Genomic DNA, 18,722 nt, shown 5'->3' on the forward strand with positions numbered 1-18,722 from the left:
GTTAGGCTCCAAGCCAGCGAGCAACGCGTGCGGAGGAGAATTGCCTGACCGCGCCGAGCGCGGCGATGCTGACGATGGCCGTCAGTCCGAAGGTGACTGCAAAACTCGCGGCCGAGCCGAACTGGCGCAATCCGGCATGGTCGCGCAACAACATCACGATGAAGATGTGCCAGAGATAGATGAAATAGCTGCCCGAGCCGAGGCTCGCGAGCCAGGGTGCGTTCGGCTGCAGCACAAGCAAAGCAAGGCTGAACAGCGCCGCATAGAGGAAGAACGCCGTCGAGTCGTAGACCGCGGCATCGCCGATTCCGGACAGGCGGACGGCCAGATACAGCAAATAGGCGAGCAGCATGGCAGCGACAAGGATTGCGCGCATGTTCCGCGCGGTTGCGCCGGCCAAAGTGACCGTCAGTGCGCCGAGCGCCACGAACGAAAACCAGAAGGGTATGTTGCGCATCCGCACTTCATCGACGAAAGATTCGACAAAGCCGAGGCGGAACAGCAGGGGATCGAGGTAGCTTCCGGCGACAAGCCCGAAACCGATCGCAATGGCGAGCAGGATTGTCATCCGCAGTTCCGTGTCGTGCCGGTCAGAACCAGCGGCAGCATAGATCAGCCACAGTACGACGGTGCAACCGACATAGACGAACACGTAGTAGTACACGAAGACATAAGCCAGCACGAATCGCGCCGCCGTCGTGGTTACGCGATGATCCATCGCGGGATTGTGCAGGGCCATATAGAGGTAGGCGGCGGCGAAGGCAACGGCATAGGGGATCATTGCCGCTTTCAGTCGCTTGAGCAGCGGTACGCGTCCGGCCCGCGCGGTCAGATAGCCGGACGCGAACAGGAATATGGGTACGCAGGGCCGCAGCGCCGCATCGATCGTTTTTGTCCAGGCGAGATCGAGCGGCTGTGGCAGCGAATGGATCCCGATCACCATCAGGATGGCAACGCCTCGCATGGTGTCGATCACCGCGTCGCGACTCTTCGCCCGCACGCCTGTGGGTGCGTGAACGACGTCCGCCTGTGCCGATGCCGCGAGTGTCATCAGGCGATCTCCCGCTGCGGGACCGGTGCCGCTACGGCCTTTGCGAAGCGGCGGTCGTAGAGATCGGTCAGATAGCGCCGGACCGGCGTCTCGAAATATCGGTAGGAGAACACGCTGGCGATGCCGAGGACGGTGACCGACACGGGTGCCAGGATCAGCTTGGCCTCTGGAGAGGCGAAGAGGGCCAGACGCGAATCCAAAGTGATGATGATGGTCGCGATAGGCATGTGCAGCATATAGCTGGCATAGGTCAACGGTGCCAAGCGATCGAGCTTGAGCATCGATAACAACGTATCGCGGCCGCGGCAGTCGAGTTGGATCGCAAGTACGGCGATGACGTAGACAGCAACGAGCGCAGCCATTGGCGTTAGCCACGAGCCGAACAGGATGAACGCGCCGAGCGTCGAGATCAGCGCGCCGCGCGTTGTGGGCCAGCGCGCGATCTGATCGCGGTAGACGGAACAGGCAATGCCGAGGCTGAATGCGGGAACCGCACGGAAGGCGCCACCCTCGTTGATCCACTCGGGCCACGGCAAGGTGTCGTTGGTCGCCGCCCAAATGCTGTTGGCGAGCGCAGACACCGCCACGAGTGCGATGATTAACGTCTTGCGCCGCAATGTGATCGCAACGATCAGCGGAAACAGCAGATAGCAGAATATTTCCGCCGATAGAGACCAGCTCGGGAAATTGAACGTCAATCGTTCGCCAACGAAAGCATGCAGCAACAGGAACTGGGCCGGCAGATCGGAGAACGAATAGCGCGCGGGATTGTCCGTATGCGCCATGCCGAACGAGAGCGCGAGAGCGATACAGATATAGAATGCCAGCGTGGCCAGGTGCAGGGGATAGATGCGGGCGATGCGCCGCCACAGGAAGCGTCCGATCGCAGGGCCGTCACCGACGTCGTCAAAATATTGACGTGCGATAACGAAGCCGGAGACCACGAAGAACAGGTCCACGAACAGATTGAAATGCCAGACATGGGCGATCATCAAGCGCCCGACGGCGAGTTCCTTGAAGTAATCGGAATAGTGCAGGACCACCACGGCGCAGGCTGCGATGATCCGCAGGCTGTCGAGGTGCCGCATCGCGTTGATGGTCGTGCGCAAATTTCAGATCCGCTTCGGGTTGACCTGGCCGGAGTCGAGGGGGTGAGCAGCAAGGCGCGAGATCAGATCGATCACCGCCTCGCGGTCGCGGTAGGCAAGCGCGTTCCAGCGACCAAGATTCTGCTCGGCAAGCGCGACATAGCGTGCCCGCCAATTCTGGATCGAGAGTGTGGCGACAATCTGCGCTGCCGCTGCGGCGGGGTCGGCGGGATTGATGAAGATGCCGGATGCATCAAGCACCTCGCGGAAAATCGGCGCATCGGGTGCTGCGATCGGCAGCCCGGCATATTGTGCCTCGAGCAAAGGCAGGCCGAGCCCTTCGTCATGCGACGTGCAGACGAAGAGGTCCGCCGTATCAAGCAGTTCCCTGACGCGTTCGGTGGGCTGATAATCATGCAGCGTAACGCCTGGCATGGCTTCCAGCGCTTGCCAGTCATCGCCCCAGCCGCGCCGGCCGACGATATGCAGCGTGGCATCGGCAAAACCCCTCTCGCGCAGCGCCGCAACGAGCGCGCCGGCTGCCTTGAAATTCTTGCGCGGCTCCACGGTGCCGAGTGCGACCAGCCGCAGCGGGCGCGGCGTGGTCGTGCGCCCCGCGCGCTTGTCTGACTGCAGCCCGAACACGTTGCGTACGGAGGGGCGGTACAGCGTGATCTCGGCATCGGATCGCGTGTGGGCGGCGATTCGGCGCCTCGTATCATTGGAATTGGCAAGGAAGCGGGGATAGTGCCGCAGCGCCAGCTTGAAGGGACGCGCCATATACAGACGGGCGCGCGCATTGAGTTCCGAAGGTCGCGTGACCAGGAAATCGTCGTGGATGTAGGGCAGTACGCGCGAGGCGAACGGCAGCAGAAGCGGGCTCGGCGGAAATCCGGGGCAAAGCAGCATCGCCGAGGAAGTCGCAAGCCGTAGCGGCAAGCCAAAGGTCTGCGTCGTCACCATCTGCCGCGTGCCGCGTGCGGTGACCGGCATCACATTGAGCGGAGCGAGTGCGGTCGCGGAAAACAGTTCGAGCGTGATGCGCTCGAGCCCGGTGACATGACGTCCGAGATGGGTGTTGTCGACGTAGATGTCCATACGATGTCCTGACGCCAGAATTACGCGGGAACGGGCCGGTAACGCCGTTGGGCGACGGCAGGCGGAGGGGATGTCCGCCGATATCCCTCGCGCGGCAGCAGCACGGTGATCAGGACGATGAACTGTGCAAGCTGGATGTTCTTGGACGAGAAGCTCACCGAGCTTGCAGCGATCGTCAACATCAGCAGCAGCATCGCCCAGACGCTGCGGTTGGCGCGCCTGATGATCTCGGTGAAGAGGCAGGCAAGTCCGATCGTCAGTGCCGCGGTGTGGATGATGCCGAACTGAGCGATGCAGGAGATCCAGAAATTCTCGATGCCATAACCGAGACCGAGCTGGCTCTGCAGTGAAGTCACCCGGACCGGATTGGGCCCGAGGAGCAACTCTCTCCAATCGAAATACGATAACAGGTGGAAGGTGGCATAGCGCGCCAGCGTGCTGCCCTTGTCGGAGGAGAAGCGCAGCAGCATCTTGTCGAAGATGCCGAGGTCGAGCGCCGCAAACCCGACCGCGCCCGCCACGAACAGAAAGCAGATCGCGAGGATCGCGGCCGAGAGCGGGATGCGCTTGCCCTGCAGCATGCGCAGCATCTCGAAGGCGAGAAGCAGTCCCATCACGATCAGCACGGTCACCAGCGCGGTCCGACCACCGAACGCCATCAGCGAAGCCAGGCTGAAGGCGATCAGCGGCACCCGTATCAGGATTTGAGGGCAGAGCGCCGGGCGCAGCAGCAAGGCCAGCACATAGCCGCCGACGACGCCCGATGCCGTGAGGGGATGGCCGAGAAAGGCCGAGGCGCGCCATTCGCCGAGGACGACGATGTCGCCCATGGTCAGCGGAATCAGGCGGTGACCCGAGAAATACTCATAGTAGCCGACCAGGATATTGATCAGAATCGTGACATGGACCGCCCACACCAGCGGCCGTCGTTGTGACGGCGAGAGCTGCCAGATCGCAAGGCACAGCACGACCGGCAGCAGGAACGTGTCGAAGATCACTGTGAACGGCCGTTCCAGCACGAACATCTGCACCAGCAGGAACAACCAGCACGCCATATAGAACAGCAGAAGCTTCGCCTCCGAGAACATCCGGTCGATCTCGCCGATCGGTCCGCGGCTGCGCATCAGCAGCAGGAAAAAGGCGAGGAACGTAAGGTATGTCGCCGGATGCAGCTTCTCGTAGAAATTCCCGCCTGCCGTCAGATAGTGGATCTTGAAGTTGGTGAGCATGCCGGCCGAGAGCATGAACATCGCGACGATCGCGAGCAGAAGAAACCCCGTCGCCAGCCACTCGACAAACGTGTCGAACGCCATCGCACGCGTCTGCGCTCCGGACGGCACGCGCGACGCCGCGCCGGGCAGGCCCACAGGCTGGCTGGCGAAGCCGCGGACGTTCACCGCGCCGCTCCGGGGCTGAGGCTCGCAGTTGCGTATGGCTTGAGATAGGCGGAGCTGCGGTAGTAGTCGTAGAATTGCAGACGGCTGAGGTCGACGCGGGTCAATACGGTGCCGAGGATGCGGTCCCGAACCGGCGACAACAGATCGATGGTGTGGGTCAGGACCTCGCGCGGGGTCTGATCCCAGGCCAGCGCCAGAATGATGCGGTCCGCAAGCTCGGCCAGCGCCCGGCCGTCAACCAGCGGCACCAGCGGCGGCGAGTCGATGATGATCAGTTCGTAGCGATGACGCAGATGATCGAGCACGTCGACGATGCGGTCGGAGAACATCAGCTCAGTGATGATCTCGGCCTGCTTGACCGCAGTCGACGGCAGCACGGACAGGCCGGTGCTTTCATCGGTCAGGATAGCCTGCTCAATGGCCGCGCGGCCCAGGGCCACGTCCAGAAGCCCGATGTCGGCGCGCGGGCAGAGCGAGCGGGTGAGTTGCGGGTTGCGGAGATCGCCGTCGATCAGAAGCGTCCGGATGCCGAGCGTCGCCAGCGACTGCGCCAGATTGCCGGCGAGCGTGGTCTTGCCTTCACTGTCGAGGGCGGAGGTAACGAGCACGACCCTGACCGGCTGCATCCGCATCGTCCGTTGCAGTGCCAGGCGCACGGAGCGAATTGCTTCGGCGAAGAATGTGGCGGGTTCGTCGATCGCATAGCGTATCAGGGGCGGCTGCAAGGCGGCCGGCAACAGCTTGATCGTCTTCGGATCGTGATTTTCGAGCTCGCGTCGTCCGCGTCGTCGCGCGAGTCCTGCAAGTTCCCTCGTGCCGATCAACGGCACCGCAGCCAGCGCCGGCACGCCAGATACTGATTCCGCCTGCTCCAGCGTCTTGATGCGGCCGTCGAGGTAGTCGGCGCCAAAGGCGAGTACGGTGCCCAAACCGAGGCCGAGCATCCCGGCAAGACCAAGGATCAGCATGCTTTTCGGCCAGGAGGGACGGATCGGGACGCTGGCCTTGGTCACCACCCGCGAGTCCGGCAGCTCCAGGCTCTCCTGCGAGGTCGTTTCCTTGGAGCGCGCCAGATAGGATTCATAGAGCGTGCGGTTGGCCTCGGCCTCGCGCTGCAGCTCATGCAGCCGCACCTGCGCCTGACCGGACGTATTGGACACGTTCTGCAACTGCTCCAGGCTCTGGCTGAGCGAATTCTCGCGGGAGAGCGCCACGTCGTAGTCGTGCTTGGTGCTCTCGAGGATGCGCTTGATTTCCTCGTTGATCAGCCGCTGCGTATCCTTGAGCTGTGCACGCACATTGGTGACGAGCGGGTGTCGCGCGCCGTATTTGCTGGAGAGATCGGCCTCATTCTTGGCGATGTCGGCATACTGCGTGCGCAATTTCGTGATCATGTCCGACGAAATTGCAGCATTGATGCCGCCGGGATCGCCGCCCGACTTGGCGGTCTGCTGCACCTGGTCGTATTTGGCGCGCGCCTCCGCGGTCTGCACCCGCGCCGCGATCAGCTTGTTGTTGAGTTCGGTGATCTGCTGATCGTTGACGGTTACGCCCTGCGACACGGTCAGATTGTTGGCGGAGCGAAAATCCTCGACCGCCTTCTCGGAGGTGACGACCCTCGCCTTGAGATCGTTGATCTGGCCGTTGAGCCAGTTCGCGGCGATGCGGGTCGCGTCATTCTTGGCGCGGACCTGGTCGTCGAAATAGGCGTCCGCGAGCGCGTTGGCGATCAGAGCGGCCTTCGACGGCGATTCCGAGCTGACATTGATGTCGACAAGGAAGGTTGTGCCTTGCCGCGCCACCTTCAAGCGCTTCTGCAGGATATCGATCGAACGCGCACGCGCAGCGTCTTGAGGATTCGCCGCACCCTTGGGCGCGGACGCGGCGAACAGCCGCTTGATCGGATCGAGGAGACCCGGTGTCGGGATGAATTCCGGGTCCTCCGTGAGCTTCAGCCGGCGGACCACCCGATCCAGGATAGCGACCGACTGGATCAGCAAGGCCTGGCTTTCGATGGTTGCATCATCGGTGCCATAGTTCGAAAGCGCGGTCTGGCTATTCGTCTCGACAGCCGCGGCACGGCGTGGATCGACCAGCACGGTGGAGGTCGCCGTATATAATGTAGTGGCCAGAAGACAGAAGGTCAGCGCGAGCGCGACCAGCACCACAGGCGGCAGAATGACGAACTTGTAGCGGCGGCGCAGGATGCGCCCCATCTCGCGCAGATCGACGGTCGGAGGCTGCCAACGGGGCGCCGCAGGTTCGGTGGCCTCTTCCGGGGGGCGAGCCAAGTGCTCAGAACTGCGTTGTAACATTCAATCCCACCAGGTGTTTGTCGTAGCTGAAGGTCGAGACGTTGCTTTCGCGCGACGTGAAGCGGTAGTAGACCGCGATCGCGGCGAAACGATTCAGCAGATATTTGACGCGGGCATCGGAGGTGGTGACTTGATCCTTGCGCACCTGCCCGAAGAAGCGGTCGCTCTCATAGGCGCCGGCAAGCGAAACGATGACGTTGCGGCGCAGCTCATAGTCCAGCCCGAGCTGAACGGCGTTGGCGAGCACGCCGGTCGCGCTGGTATCGGACGTCTGGGTCACCAATTGCTCGGCGTTGAAGTGAACGTCGATCATCCGCGTCGGGCTCCAGGTCAGCCGGGCGCGATAGGTCGGGCCTTCGATCGTGCCGATGGTCGGATCGACGAAGCGTTGCTGCACATAGCCGACGCCGAATTCGCCGGTGATCAGACGGGTCAGTCCGATGGTGACGCCGGTGAGTGCACGATAGCCCTGGGAATCCAGTGGCGCACCTGGAAGGCCGCGGAGGTCGCGCACATTGCCCTCGGCGCCGGCGAACCAGCCGAGGGTTTCGGAAAACGCGTAATCGATCCGGCTGTGCAGCGCGTAGATCTGGCCGTCGCGGGCGTCCTGGCTGATGATGGTCCCGTTCTGCGCGCGGGTCGACCCAAAGTCGTAGGAATCGGTGCTGAATCCAACCGACGTGGTCAGCCGGTTGAATTCTTTGCGGAAGGTCACATCGCCTGAGTACCAATTATAAGGTGTCGGTGCGATGGCGTTGGCGGGCGAACTCAGCGAGCCGACGCCCTCGTTGAAATGTGCGACCTGGAAGCTGGTCAGCAGCGCCATGTCATGGGCGATGTCGATCCAGCCATTGCCCTTCAGGCTGGCATTGGTCTGGTTGAGACTGGAGTTCTGCTTGTAGACCGTCTCCTGGGCATCGAGCTTGAGGTCGATGCCGTGCCGCTCCCAGAGTGTATGGGCGCGCAGCGACGGCTCGACCACCGCCGCGAAGTCACCGCGAATGTCGGTATTCGACGCGAACACGTTGCTGTCGAAGAAGCCGCCGGTGATCAGCGACGGATTGAACATCCAGGAGCCCGAACGAATGCCCACAGGCTCATAGCCAGGCTGCAGGCGGCCTTTCACGGGCGTGTCCTCCGGCGGGATGTCCTCACGGGTGTCAGGATCAGTCAGCTTGGGTAACGGGGATGGCTCGAAGATCTGCTGCGCATTCCATGGCGGTGCCACCTCCAAATTTGGCCAGGGGAGCACCTGCGCATTCGCCGGTGATCCAAATCCAAGGACAATCGCAGTCACCAGCGCGGGTACGATCTTCAGTCCGCGGCGACCGAACGCGACGACCGAACGGGTTTGCGACCCACTCGTTCCAAGCGCGTTCAACCAGCCAAATGCAGTGGTGCGTTCCATAATCCATCCCTTGCGGGAACTCTGGAGACGGCGAAATCGCGAGGTCCGGTTACCCGTGCTCACAAAGTCACCGCGGATTGCCCATCGACATGGCAATCCTTGCACTTATTACGCGCGCACTACGGAGCATTGCTGGTTCGATCAGAGAACATCTTCCCAACGTGCGTCGCGGGAAAAGGTTTTCTGCATTGCAAAATAATACCCACCGCAAATCGACGACACTATGGCAGTGCGCATGACGTAAATGTTTACGCGCGTGATTTGCGAGCGAGATTGCTCCGTCGAACGAGCACTCAGAAGTAGCGCTCGGCAATCCGGATGTTGTCGCCGGGAAACACCAGGATCGGCGCATCGAGCGCGTAGACTTCTTCCGCTGGACTGCCCGAGCGCCGCACATAGACCTTGGCTTCGTTGGCACGATAGGTGAATCCGCCGGCGCTTGCGACGGCATCCATCACCGTCAGACCGAGACGATACGGATATTCGCCGGCCTTCTTGACCTCGCCGAGAATGTAATAAGGCCTGTACGCGACGATCTCGACATTCACCTTCGGATCACGCACGATGTCCTTCGATAGCGCGGATGTGATCGCGCGTTCCAACTGCTTGGTCGTCATGCCGGACGCTTTCAGGCGTCCTGCGAGTGGCACTGAGACCTGACCGCTCGCGTCGATCTCATACTCCCCGGTGATATCAGGCTCCCCATAGACCTTCACACGCACCCTGTCGTTCGGACCAAGCACGTAGGTTCCCGTCGAGAACGCATGCGCGCCGGTATATGTTTGGGCTGATGCGCAAGTTGCGAAGCTCGCGATACTCGCTAAAGCAAGCGCAAATAGGACATTGCGTGGCGCCGCGAGGGCGACACGGATCGTTTGTTGCTGCATGACTATATCCCCACGAAAGTCTGTCAGTAACGGTGCGGATCATAGGTAAGCAAACAAGGCGAAACAATGTGGACGGCGGTTCCGCGACGCCGCCATGCGGTTCCATGGCCGCGCAGCGTTAATGGCGCCTGCCTCCTTTTGCAGGGTTTACAGGACCAGGACTGTTGTTCCCTCGATGGCGACGCAGGTCAGGGTGCCGCTTTTCCAGGCACCGGTGTCGATATTGATGCGGTTGTGCCTGATATCGGGATGGGGGACCGGGGTGTGGCCGTGCACGACACATTTGCCGTGATCTTCATCCGAATTGAGAAACTCCTGACGGATCCAGAGCAGGTCTTCCGGATGCTGCTGCTCGATCGGCACCTTGGGGCGGATCCCGGCATGGGCAAAGAAGAAGTCGCCGCAGCTAAAGCTGTCGCGCAGGCACTGCAGGAACAGGGCGTGCGCGCGTGGGAAGACGCTGAGAAAGCGCTGTTGCAGGCTGACTTCGGAGACGGGCATATCGCGCGGAACGACGCCATAGGAGGCGAGCGTCTGCATGCCGCCGAGCCGCCGCCACTGTGCGAATACCGCCGGATCGTGAAGAAAGTCTTGCAGCAGCTCTTCGTGATTGCCGCGCAGGCAGACTGCGTGATGCCTGACCAGGCGAACTGCCAGCAGATCGAGCACGGTCTTGGAATCGGGGCCGCGGTCGATGTAGTCGCCGAGATAGATCTCGAGAACGTAACGGATCGGCCGCCGGCTTACGTCATCGTCGATGCGCGCGATGGTCTCGGCGAGCAGGTCGGCACGTCCATGAATGTCGCCGACCGCGTAGATGCGCGTGTCTGCGGGAGCCGAGGGTGCAACGAACTGCGGATGTGCAATTGGCGGCCGCATCATCGACTGCTTCGATCATGGAACCGTCATAAGGTCAATCGGCGGCGCCGCCGCGGCACCTGCTTCCCTGTTCCTCCCAAGTATATAAGGTCTAGAAGAAGATCATTCGGATGAGCAGGATGATCACGATCCAGGCAAGCACGTTCGCCAGGATGATGCGGTTTCTCAATTTGCGCCCCGCCGGATCGAGCCGTCTTGGTTCAGGGCGATCCAAACGCGCCGCGATCATTGGCGCCTCCCTGGAAAGTTCTTCCGAGACGAGCGGCTTCTTGGTTAACGCCGTTTCCATATGTTGACGCCTCGCAATCATCGACGAAACCATCAATTGAAATGGTCGCATCGGGCAAAGTACGAGTAGCCGTTTAGTATGCGGTGAAAAAAATCCTTCAAAAATGATCGCACAGATTTAGTGCTGGATGTAGCGCGTGGCCGACTATTTCTGAATCGAATCCGGTTCGCGTGCCGTTTCAGACTTGCGTTAATGCATGGCTGCACCGAAGGACACGCAGCGCAATTCGCGTGCAGCTCAATCTAAGCGCTTCCGAACAAAACGGATTCTTTGCATCGCACAAACTTCACGATGCCGCGATGCAAAACCGCACGCAACATTTTCGTTTTGCTGCCCCATTTCGCTCAAAGAGTTCGTAGAGGTATACGGCCGCGCGATCGAGGCGCGTCTCTGCTACGCAGGAAAATTCGCAATTGCGAAGGTGCCCGCGAGATGGGCAGCGGCCGTCTGCGTGTGTCGCGCATGTGACCTCTTTGGGTTCAACAGAGAGAGCGAGAGCAAATGGCCGCCATCGTCACAGCCAACTTCGATCAGGACAGTATCAGGTCGCTCCGAAACAAGCGGAGCACGATCTCGATGCGCCCGGTCGAATATGCCGGCAGTAGCACATACAGCCCTTATCGTGCAAAGCGCCCACGCGGATCAGCGGCGCGCACCGAACCGGGCTCCTCCATTGCAAAGCGCATCTTCGACATCGTGGTTGCAAGCATGGCGCTTTTGTTCTTCGCGCCGCTCTTGATTGCGATCGCCATCGGCATCAAGCTGACGTCGCGAGGACCGGTGTTGTTTCACCAATACCGCTACGGCTACCGAAACCGGCGCTTCAAGATCTACAAATTCCGCACCATGCGGACTAATGCCTGTGACGTGCGCGGCGTGAAGCAGACCGTCCAAGGCGATTCCCGAGTCACCGGGGTTGGCAAGATCCTGCGCAAGACGAGCCTCGACGAAATCCCGCAATTGATCAATGTCATCAGGGGCGACATGTCGCTAGTCGGCCCGCGTCCGCATGTCCCGGGTATGCTGGCCGCCGATCTGCCTTATGAGGACCTCGTGCCGTATTACTTCCAGCGCCACAGCGCCCGGCCCGGGATCACTGGTCTCGCGCAGGTGAGCGGCTGCCGCGGAAGCACCGTTGAGGCCGGCCGTGCGATCTCGCGAATCGATTACGACCTCGACTACATCGAGCGCTGGTCCTTGCGCATGGACGTCATGATCATCGTGCGCACCGTCCGCCGCGAATTCCTGTCCGGCAGCGGCTTCTAGCCCACCGACGTCATCATCACCAAAAGGGGAGCGACACGATGCTGCAGCCACGCGGCCGCATAGTCCCAGTTCTTTTGTCGGGCGGCACCGGCTCGCGGCTGTGGCCGCTGTCGCGCGAGAACCAGCCGAAGCAACTGCTCGCGCTGCTCGGCGAAAAGACCCTGCTGCAGCAGACGGCCAGCCGCGTGACCGAGCCCTCGCTGTTTGCCGATCCCATGGTGATCGCCAATACCGAGCACCGCTTTGCCATCGGCGAGCAACTGCGCGCGGCCGGCATCGCCTGTCCGACCATGGTGCTGGAGCCGTTCGGACGAAACACGGCGCCGGCGGTGGCGATCGCGGCGCTTCTCGCCAGCGAGATCGATCCTGACGCGGTGATCCTGGTGACACCGGTCGACCACTGGGTGCGCGATCACGCGGCATTCCGGGCCGCGATCGCGAGCGGCCTTCCGGCGGCGCGCCGCGGACAATTTGTCCTCTTCGGCCTCAAGCCGACCGGGCCTGCGACCGGATATGGCTATATCCGCATGGGCGGCGGCATCGGCGATCTTCCCGAGATCCGCAAAGTCGCGGGCTTCGTCGAGAAGCCCGACGTCGCGACTGCGGAGCGCTTGCTCGCCGGCAATGACCATCTGTGGAACAGCGGAATCTTCCTGCTGCCTGCACGGGCTTTCATCGACGAGCTGGAGCGGCGCGAGCCCGCCATTCTGGAAGCCTGCCGCGCGGCGCTGGCCGGCGCGGCGCGCGATCTCGATTTCCTGCGGTTGGAAGAAAAGGCATTCGAGTCCTGCCCGTCCATCTCGGTCGACTATGCCGTGATGGAAAAGACCGACAAGGCCGTGGTGGTGCCAGCCAGTTTTGACTGGAGCGATGTCGGAAGCTGGTCGGCGCTGTGGATGATGGGCGAGAAGGACGCCTCCGGCAACGTCGTGATCGGCGACGCGGTGGCCGAGGAGACCTCCGGCTGCTATGTGCGGGGAGATGGTCCGCTGGTCGCAGCCCTTGGCGTCGAGGATCTCGTCATCACCGCCTCACCGGACGTCGTGCTGGTGACGAAACGGGAGCGCGCCCAGGATGTCGGCAAATTGGTCGAGCGGCTGAAAGCCAACGGCCATCGCGCCGCGACGCAGACCCACAGCGTTCACCGTCCCTGGGGCTACTATCAGTCGATTCATGCTGGCGACCGCTTCCAGGTCAAGCGTATCACCGTCAACCCGGGCGCCAAACTCTCACTGCAGAAACATTTTCACCGCGCCGAGCATTGGGTGGTGGTGAACGGCACCGCGGTCGTCACGCGTGATGACGAGGAGGTGCTGCTGCGCGAGAACGAATCGATCTTCGTTCCGCTCGGCTGCCTGCATCGCCTGGAAAATCCAGGTAAAGTTCCGCTCAACCTGATCGAGGTGCAGTCGGGCACGTATCTTGGGGAGGACGACATCGTCCGGGTGCAGGACATCTACCATCGGGTGTAACGCGGCGACCGCAAGCCAATCCGGCAAGCGGCGTCCGGCACGCCCGACCAACATCAACGCACAACGGAGGGAATGGACATGAGTGCCAAGCAGCAAGCCAAGGATCTCTTGAAGGATGCATTCCCATCGATCTGGCTGCAATGGCATTTCATGCATCGCCCGAAATCGGCGGAGCGCGAGCTTTCCTATCTCGACAAGATCATTCCGGAAGATGCGGTGACGGTCGATGTCGGCGCCAATTGCGGGCTCTACACGCGAACGCTGGCGCGGCTTTCCCGCGAGGTTCACGCTTTTGAGCCTTCGCACGACATGGCGCGGTTGTTGCGGCGGACGTCTGCTTCAAACGTCAGCGTGCACGAGATTGCACTGTCGGACCACGAAGGCGACGCCGAACTCTTCATCCCGCGCGGTGACAGCGGCTTGGTCCATGGCCTGGCCTCGCTCGAGCGGCGGGTGATGGCGTCGTCCGATCCGGTCGTTGCTGCCCATGTGCCGATGGCACGGCTGGATTCGTTGATGCATCAGGAGGTCGCCTTCGTGAAAATCGACGTGGAAGGGCACGAGCTCAACGTCCTCAATGGCGCCGTCGAACTCCTGGATCGCTGCCGGCCTGTGTTCCTGGTGGAAGCAGAGGATCGGCATCGGCCTGCCGCGACGGAATCGGTGTTCGATTTCTTCCGGCAACGGTCCTACCGTGGTTTCTTCCTGAAGGAAGATGATGTGGTCGACGTCGAACGATTCGACGTCGGGGAGCTGCAGGACGTGGCCGCGCTCGACCCAGATGGCGGCCGCAAGGACGGCCGGTTCTACGTGAACAATTTCTTCTTCTTCCCGCAGCATCTCGACGGCGAGTCGATGCTGGTCAAATGATGACCGGCGCGGCCGCTGCGATCATTTTGTCAAACAGGATAAGCCATGCATATCACGATGGTCGGCGCCGGTTATGTCGGACTGGTGTCGGGGGCGTGTTTCTCCGACTTCGGACACTACGTCGTTTGCGTCGACAAGGATGAAAAGAAGATCGCAGCGCTCAACAAGGGCGAGATTCCAATTCACGAACCCGGACTTTCCGATCTGGTGGCGAGAAATGTCGCGCAGGGGCGCCTGGCCTTTGTGACCGACTTGAAGGGGGCGGTGAGCCGTTCCGAGGTCGTCTTCATCGCGGTCGGCACCCCGTCCCGCCGCGGCGATGGCCACGCCGATCTTTCGCATGTCTACGCCGCGGCGCGCGAGATCGCTGCGTCCTTGCCGGAATCTGCGGTCGTCGTGACGAAGTCGACCGTTCCGGTGGGCACCGGCGACGAGGTCGAGCGCATCATCCGCGAGGAGAAGAAGGACGCGAAATTCGCCGTCGTCTCCAACCCCGAGTTCTTGCGGGAAGGGGCCGCGATCCAGGATTTCAAGCATCCCGACCGCATCGTCATCGGCACCGAGGATGCATTTGCGAAGGAAGTGATGGCGGAAGTCTATCGTCCGCTGCATCTCAACGCCTCGCCGATCCTCTATACCAGCCGCCGCACCGCGGAGCTGACGAAATACGCCGCCAACTCGTTCCTTGCGACCAAGATCACCTTCATCAACGAGATCGCCGATCTTGCCGAGAAGGTTGGTGCCAATGTCCAGGAGGTCGCTCGCGGCATCGGACTGGACAACCGGATCGGCTCGAAATTCCTGCATGCCGGTCCGGGCTTCGGCGGCTCCTGCTTTCCCAAGGACACGCTGGCGCTGATCAAGACCGGGCAGGACCACGAAGCCCCGCTGCGGATCGTCGAAACAGTGGTCGCGGTGAACGACCAGCGCAAGCGCGCAATGGCGCGCAAGGTGGCGAACGCCTTTGGCGGCAACATCCGCGGCAAGACCATCGCCGTGCTCGGCATCACCTTCAAGCCGAACACCGACGACATGCGCGATGCGCCGTCGATCCCGCTGATAACAGCGCTGCAGGACCTGGGCGCGGCAATCCGTGTGTTCGATCCGATCGGGATGGAGCAGGCCAAGAAGGTGTTCGAGAACGTCACCTTCTGCCGCGACGCGTATGATTGTGCACGAGGAAGCCATGCGATCGTGATCGTGACCGAATGGGAGCAGTTCCGCGCGCTTGACCTGAAGAAGATGGCAACGATCATGGCAGCGCCCGTGATCGTCGACCTCCGCAACGTCTATTCGCCTGAAGACGTGACGCGGAACGGTTTCCATTATTGCGGTGTCGGCCGGCCGAAACCACTGGCCTATTGAAGACCCGGCAGCGGGCTCCCTTTCACCTCAGGGAGAGGGAGGGCGGCCGTCCATCGATCCAATCTGTCCTGACCGGTCGCCGTGCCCAAAGGCGCGGCCGGCCGCTTTTTTGCCCGGGCGGCCCGGCCCTCGCTTGACAAGATTATTTTAAGCATAAAATATCGGCCGGCTTCGCCCCGGGGAACCTTTCTGTTTGCTGCGCCCCGCTGGCCGTCGAAGCGAGGAGACAGTCATGCGCATCGTCTGCATCGGAGGCGGGCCGGCCGGGCTCTATTTTGGCATCCTGATGAAGATGCTCGATCCCGCGCACCGGATCTCGGTGGTCGAGCGCAACCGCCCCTACGACACTTTCGGTTTCGGTGTGGTGTTCTCCGACGCGACCATGGACAACATGCGCAAATGGGATCCGGTCACGGCAGATGCGATCGAGGAAGCCTTCAATCACTGGGACGATATCGAGGTCCTGATCAAGGGCCGCCGGATGCGCACCACCGGCCACGGCTTTGTCGGCATCGGCCGCAAGCGCCTGCTCAATATATTGCAGGCGCGCGCCGAGGAGCTTGGCGTCGAATTGGTCTTTGAGCGCGAGGTCGATTCCGATCTCGAATTTCCTGACGCCGATTTGATCGTCGCCGCCGACGGCGTGAACTCGAAGATCCGGACGCGCTATGCCGATGCCTTCCAGCCTGACATCCTGATGCGGCCGAACCGCTATATCTGGCTCGGCACCAACAAGCGCTTTGATGCCTTCACGTTCGACTTCCGCAAGACCGAGCATGGCTGGTTCCAGGCGCATATCTACAAGTTCGAGGAGGGCGCGGCTACTTTCATTGTCGAGACCACGGAAGAGACGTTCCTGGCGCATGGTCTCGACAAGCTCGACCAGGCTGGCTCCATCGCTTTCTGTGAAAAGATCTTCGCGGAGATTCTCGAGGGCCATTCGTTGGTCTCCAATTCCCGCCACCTGCGCGGCTCGGCCTGGCTTTCCTTCCCGCGGCTGATCTGCGGCAAGTGGACCGCGTTCAATGGCAATAGCCATGTCGTGCTGATGGGTGATGCCGCGCATACCGCGCATTTCGCGATCGGCTCGGGAACCAAGCTCGCGCTCGAGGATGCGATCGAGCTGACCAACCAGTTCAAGCAGTTCGGCGCGACGTCCGACAAGATTCCCGCGGTGCTCGCAGCCTACGAGGAGCTCCGCCGCGTCGATGTTGCGCGGATCCAGAATGCCGCGCGCAATGCGATGGAGTGGTTCGAGGTGGTCGGCGCGCGCTATGCCGACACACTGGAGCCCGAGCAGTTCATGTATTCGCTGCTGACGCGCTCGCAGCGCATCAGCCACGAGAATTTGCGTCTTCGCGACAAGGCATGGCTCGAAGGCTATGAGCGCTGGTTTGCGGAACGCGCCGGGCTGCCGGATTCCAACGATCGCGTGGCGCCGCCGATGCTCACGCCGTTCCGCATCCGTGGCTTGTCATTGCCCAATCGCATCATCTGCTCGCCGATGGCGATGTATTCGGCTGTGGAAGGCGTGCCGAACGATTTCCACCTCGTCCATTTCGGCGCGCGCGCACTCGGCGGCGCCGGGCTGATCTTCACCGAGATGACCTGTGTGTCACCAGAAGCGCGGATCACGCCGGGCTGCTGCGGGCTGTGGAACGACGCGCAGGCAAAGGCCTACAAGCGCATCGTCGATTTCGTCCACGGCAATAGCGCCGCCAGGATCGGCATCCAGCTTGGCCATTCCGGACGCAAGGGCTCCACGCGCGTGGCCTGGGAGGGAATGGATGACCCACTGCCGGAAGGAAACTGGCCAGTGGTGTCGGCCTCCGCCGTTCCCTACCTGCCGGACGGGCAGACGCCGAAGCCGATGACGCGCGCCGAAATGGACGAAGTGTGCGAACAGTTCGTCGCCGCGGCGAGGCGCGGGGTGCAGACCGGCTTCGACATTCTGGAACTGCATTGTGCTCACGGCTATCTGTTGTCGAGCTTTCTCTCGCCGCTCACCAACCGCCGGACGGACGAATATGGCGGCAGCATCGAGAACCGCGCGCGCTATCCGCTGGAAGTGTTTCGTGCGATCCGCGACGTGTGGCCGCAAGACAAGCCGATCTCGGTCCGCCTGTCGTGCCATGACTGGGCCGAGGGCGGTAACACGCCGGACGATGCGCTACAGTTCGCGAAGTTGTTCAAGGAGGCCGGCGCCGACCTGATCGATTGTTCCTCCGGCCAGGTCTGGGCCGACGATTATCCCGTCTATGGCCGGCTCTATCAGACGCCGTTCGCCGACAAGATCCGGAACGAGGTTGGGATTGCGACGATTGCGGTCGGCGCGATCTCCGAGGCTGATCACGCCAATTCCATCATCGCCGCTGGCCGCGCCGATCTCTGCGCCATCGCCCGCCCGCATCTTGCCGATGCTGCCTGGACGCTGCACGAAGCCGCCAAGATCGGCGTGAAGTCGATTGCGTGGCCGAAGCAGTATCTCTCCGGCAAGCAGCAATACGAGGCCAATCTGGAACGCGCGTCAGCGGGAGCGAAAGCATGACCCGGAAGTTCTGGCCCAACGCGCATGCGCTCATCACCGGCGGCGGCTCCGGCATCGGTGCCGCCAGTGCACGCGCGCTGGCTGAGGCCGGCATCCGCATAAGTATCGCAGGCAGAAGGCCTGATGCGCTTGCCACGACCGCAGCGTCGCTCGGGGAGCGCGCTGGCGCGGTTCTGTCGATGGATGTGACCGACGAAATTGCGGTCACTGAGGGCATCAAGCGGATCGAGGCCGAGGCCGGCCCGATCGACATCCTCGTCAACAATGCGGGGAAGGCGTTGAGCGCACCGTTCGAGAAGACGGATGCGGCTCTGTGGTCGGACATGCTGGCGAGCAACCTCTCCAGCGTGTTCCTGGTGACGCAAGCGGTGGTGCCCGGCATGGCGCAACGAGGGCGCGGGCGGGTGATCAATGTCGCCTCTACCGCAGGCTTGACCGGCTACTCTTACGTCTCGGCCTATGTCGCCGCCAAGCACGGCGTCGTTGGGCTGACGCGCGCGCTCGCGCTCGAATATGCGCGCCGCGGCGTCACCATCAATGCGGTCTGTCCCGGCTATACCGATACGCCATTGGTCGCTGAGGCAGCGGCCAATATCGTCGCCAAGACCGGCCGCAGCGAAGCCGAAGCGCGCGCTGCCCTTGCAAAAGTCAATCCGATGCAGCGGCTGGTGACTTCAGGGGAAGTCGCGGACACCATTCTTTGGCTCGCCTCGGTGGGCGCGTCGTCCATCAACGGGCAGTCCATCGCAGTCGCCGGCGGCGAGGTCTTCACGGGATAAGGGAAACGCC

At 62.1% G+C, this 18,722-nt stretch carries 15 protein-coding genes; 6 read left to right on the forward strand and 9 right to left on the reverse strand.

Annotation, left to right across the window (positions count from 1 at the left end; all coding sequences use genetic code 11):
* Window position 1 precedes the first annotated feature (1 nt).
* From J6497_RS04710 to J6497_RS04750, 9 genes are all read right to left on the reverse strand, one after another.
* Window positions 2-1,051, reverse strand: coding sequence for an acyltransferase family protein (locus J6497_RS04710; protein ID WP_225703054.1), 1,050 nt, complete (start codon window positions 1,049-1,051; stop codon window positions 2-4).
* Window positions 1,051-2,160, reverse strand: a complete 1,110-nt coding sequence (locus J6497_RS04715; protein ID WP_225703055.1) for an acyltransferase family protein — start codon at window positions 2,158-2,160, stop codon at window positions 1,051-1,053. Before J6497_RS04715 ends, J6497_RS04710 begins: the two co-directional genes overlap by 1 nt.
* Window positions 2,161-2,163: 3 nt before the next feature.
* A complete protein-coding gene (locus J6497_RS04720; RefSeq protein ID WP_225703056.1) occupies window positions 2,164-3,237 on the reverse strand; it encodes a glycosyltransferase in 1,074 nt (357 codons plus the stop codon).
* Window positions 3,238-3,257: 20 nt separating this feature from the next.
* Window positions 3,258-4,634 carry a VpsF family polysaccharide biosynthesis protein gene (locus tag J6497_RS04725; RefSeq protein WP_225703057.1) on the reverse strand — a complete coding sequence of 459 codons (1,377 nt, stop codon included), beginning with the start codon at window positions 4,632-4,634 and terminating at the stop codon, window positions 3,258-3,260.
* Window positions 4,631-6,925 (reverse strand): polysaccharide biosynthesis tyrosine autokinase, encoded by a 2,295-nt coding sequence (locus J6497_RS04730; RefSeq protein ID WP_225703058.1) that lies wholly within the window; start codon window positions 6,923-6,925, stop codon window positions 4,631-4,633. The genes J6497_RS04725 and J6497_RS04730 overlap by 4 nt, the downstream gene beginning before the upstream one ends.
* A 4-nt stretch (window positions 6,926-6,929) precedes the next feature.
* Window positions 6,930-8,357, reverse strand: a complete 1,428-nt coding sequence (locus tag J6497_RS04735; protein ID WP_225703059.1) for an outer membrane beta-barrel protein — start codon at window positions 8,355-8,357, stop codon at window positions 6,930-6,932.
* A gap of 293 nt (window positions 8,358-8,650) precedes the next feature.
* Window positions 8,651-9,244: a polysaccharide biosynthesis/export family protein gene (locus tag J6497_RS04740; protein WP_225703060.1), complete on the reverse strand. Its 594-nt coding sequence runs from the start codon at window positions 9,242-9,244 to the stop codon at window positions 8,651-8,653.
* Between the two features lie 147 nt (window positions 9,245-9,391).
* Window positions 9,392-10,126, reverse strand: coding sequence for a metallophosphoesterase family protein (locus tag J6497_RS04745; RefSeq protein ID WP_225703061.1), 735 nt, complete (start codon window positions 10,124-10,126; stop codon window positions 9,392-9,394).
* 88 nt (window positions 10,127-10,214) lie between these two features.
* A complete protein-coding gene (locus tag J6497_RS04750; protein WP_225703062.1) occupies window positions 10,215-10,352 on the reverse strand; it encodes a hypothetical protein in 138 nt (45 codons plus the stop codon).
* 561 nt (window positions 10,353-10,913) lie between these two features.
* Here J6497_RS04750 and J6497_RS04755 point away from each other — a divergent pair.
* The 6 genes from J6497_RS04755 (at window position 10,914) to J6497_RS04780 (ending at window position 18,712) form a co-directional block, all read left to right on the forward strand.
* Entirely contained in the window at window positions 10,914-11,678 is a 765-nt protein-coding gene (locus J6497_RS04755) for a sugar transferase (RefSeq protein ID WP_225703063.1), read from the forward strand.
* 38 nt (window positions 11,679-11,716) lie between these two features.
* Window positions 11,717-13,150: a mannose-1-phosphate guanylyltransferase/mannose-6-phosphate isomerase gene (locus J6497_RS04760; RefSeq protein ID WP_225703064.1), complete on the forward strand. Its 1,434-nt coding sequence runs from the start codon at window positions 11,717-11,719 to the stop codon at window positions 13,148-13,150.
* A 78-nt stretch (window positions 13,151-13,228) separates the two neighbouring features.
* The gene (locus J6497_RS04765) at window positions 13,229-14,020 is read left to right on the forward strand and encodes an FkbM family methyltransferase (protein WP_225703065.1); all 792 of its coding nucleotides are present in this window, start codon (window positions 13,229-13,231) and stop codon (window positions 14,018-14,020) included.
* A 45-nt stretch (window positions 14,021-14,065) separates the two neighbouring features.
* Window positions 14,066-15,385: a UDP-glucose dehydrogenase family protein gene (locus J6497_RS04770; RefSeq protein ID WP_225703066.1), complete on the forward strand. Its 1,320-nt coding sequence runs from the start codon at window positions 14,066-14,068 to the stop codon at window positions 15,383-15,385.
* A gap of 232 nt (window positions 15,386-15,617) precedes the next feature.
* Window positions 15,618-17,933 (forward strand): bifunctional salicylyl-CoA 5-hydroxylase/oxidoreductase, encoded by a 2,316-nt coding sequence (locus tag J6497_RS04775; protein WP_225703067.1) that lies wholly within the window; start codon window positions 15,618-15,620, stop codon window positions 17,931-17,933.
* Complete coding sequence (locus tag J6497_RS04780) at window positions 17,930-18,712, forward strand: SDR family NAD(P)-dependent oxidoreductase (protein ID WP_225703068.1); 783 nt, start codon at window positions 17,930-17,932, stop codon at window positions 18,710-18,712. The genes J6497_RS04775 and J6497_RS04780 overlap by 4 nt, the downstream gene beginning before the upstream one ends.
* Window positions 18,713-18,722: the final 10 nt, after the last annotated feature.

The sequence above is a fragment of the Bradyrhizobium cenepequi genome, from assembly GCF_020329485.1.
GTDB classification, from domain to species: domain Bacteria; phylum Pseudomonadota; class Alphaproteobacteria; order Rhizobiales; family Xanthobacteraceae; genus Bradyrhizobium; species Bradyrhizobium cenepequi.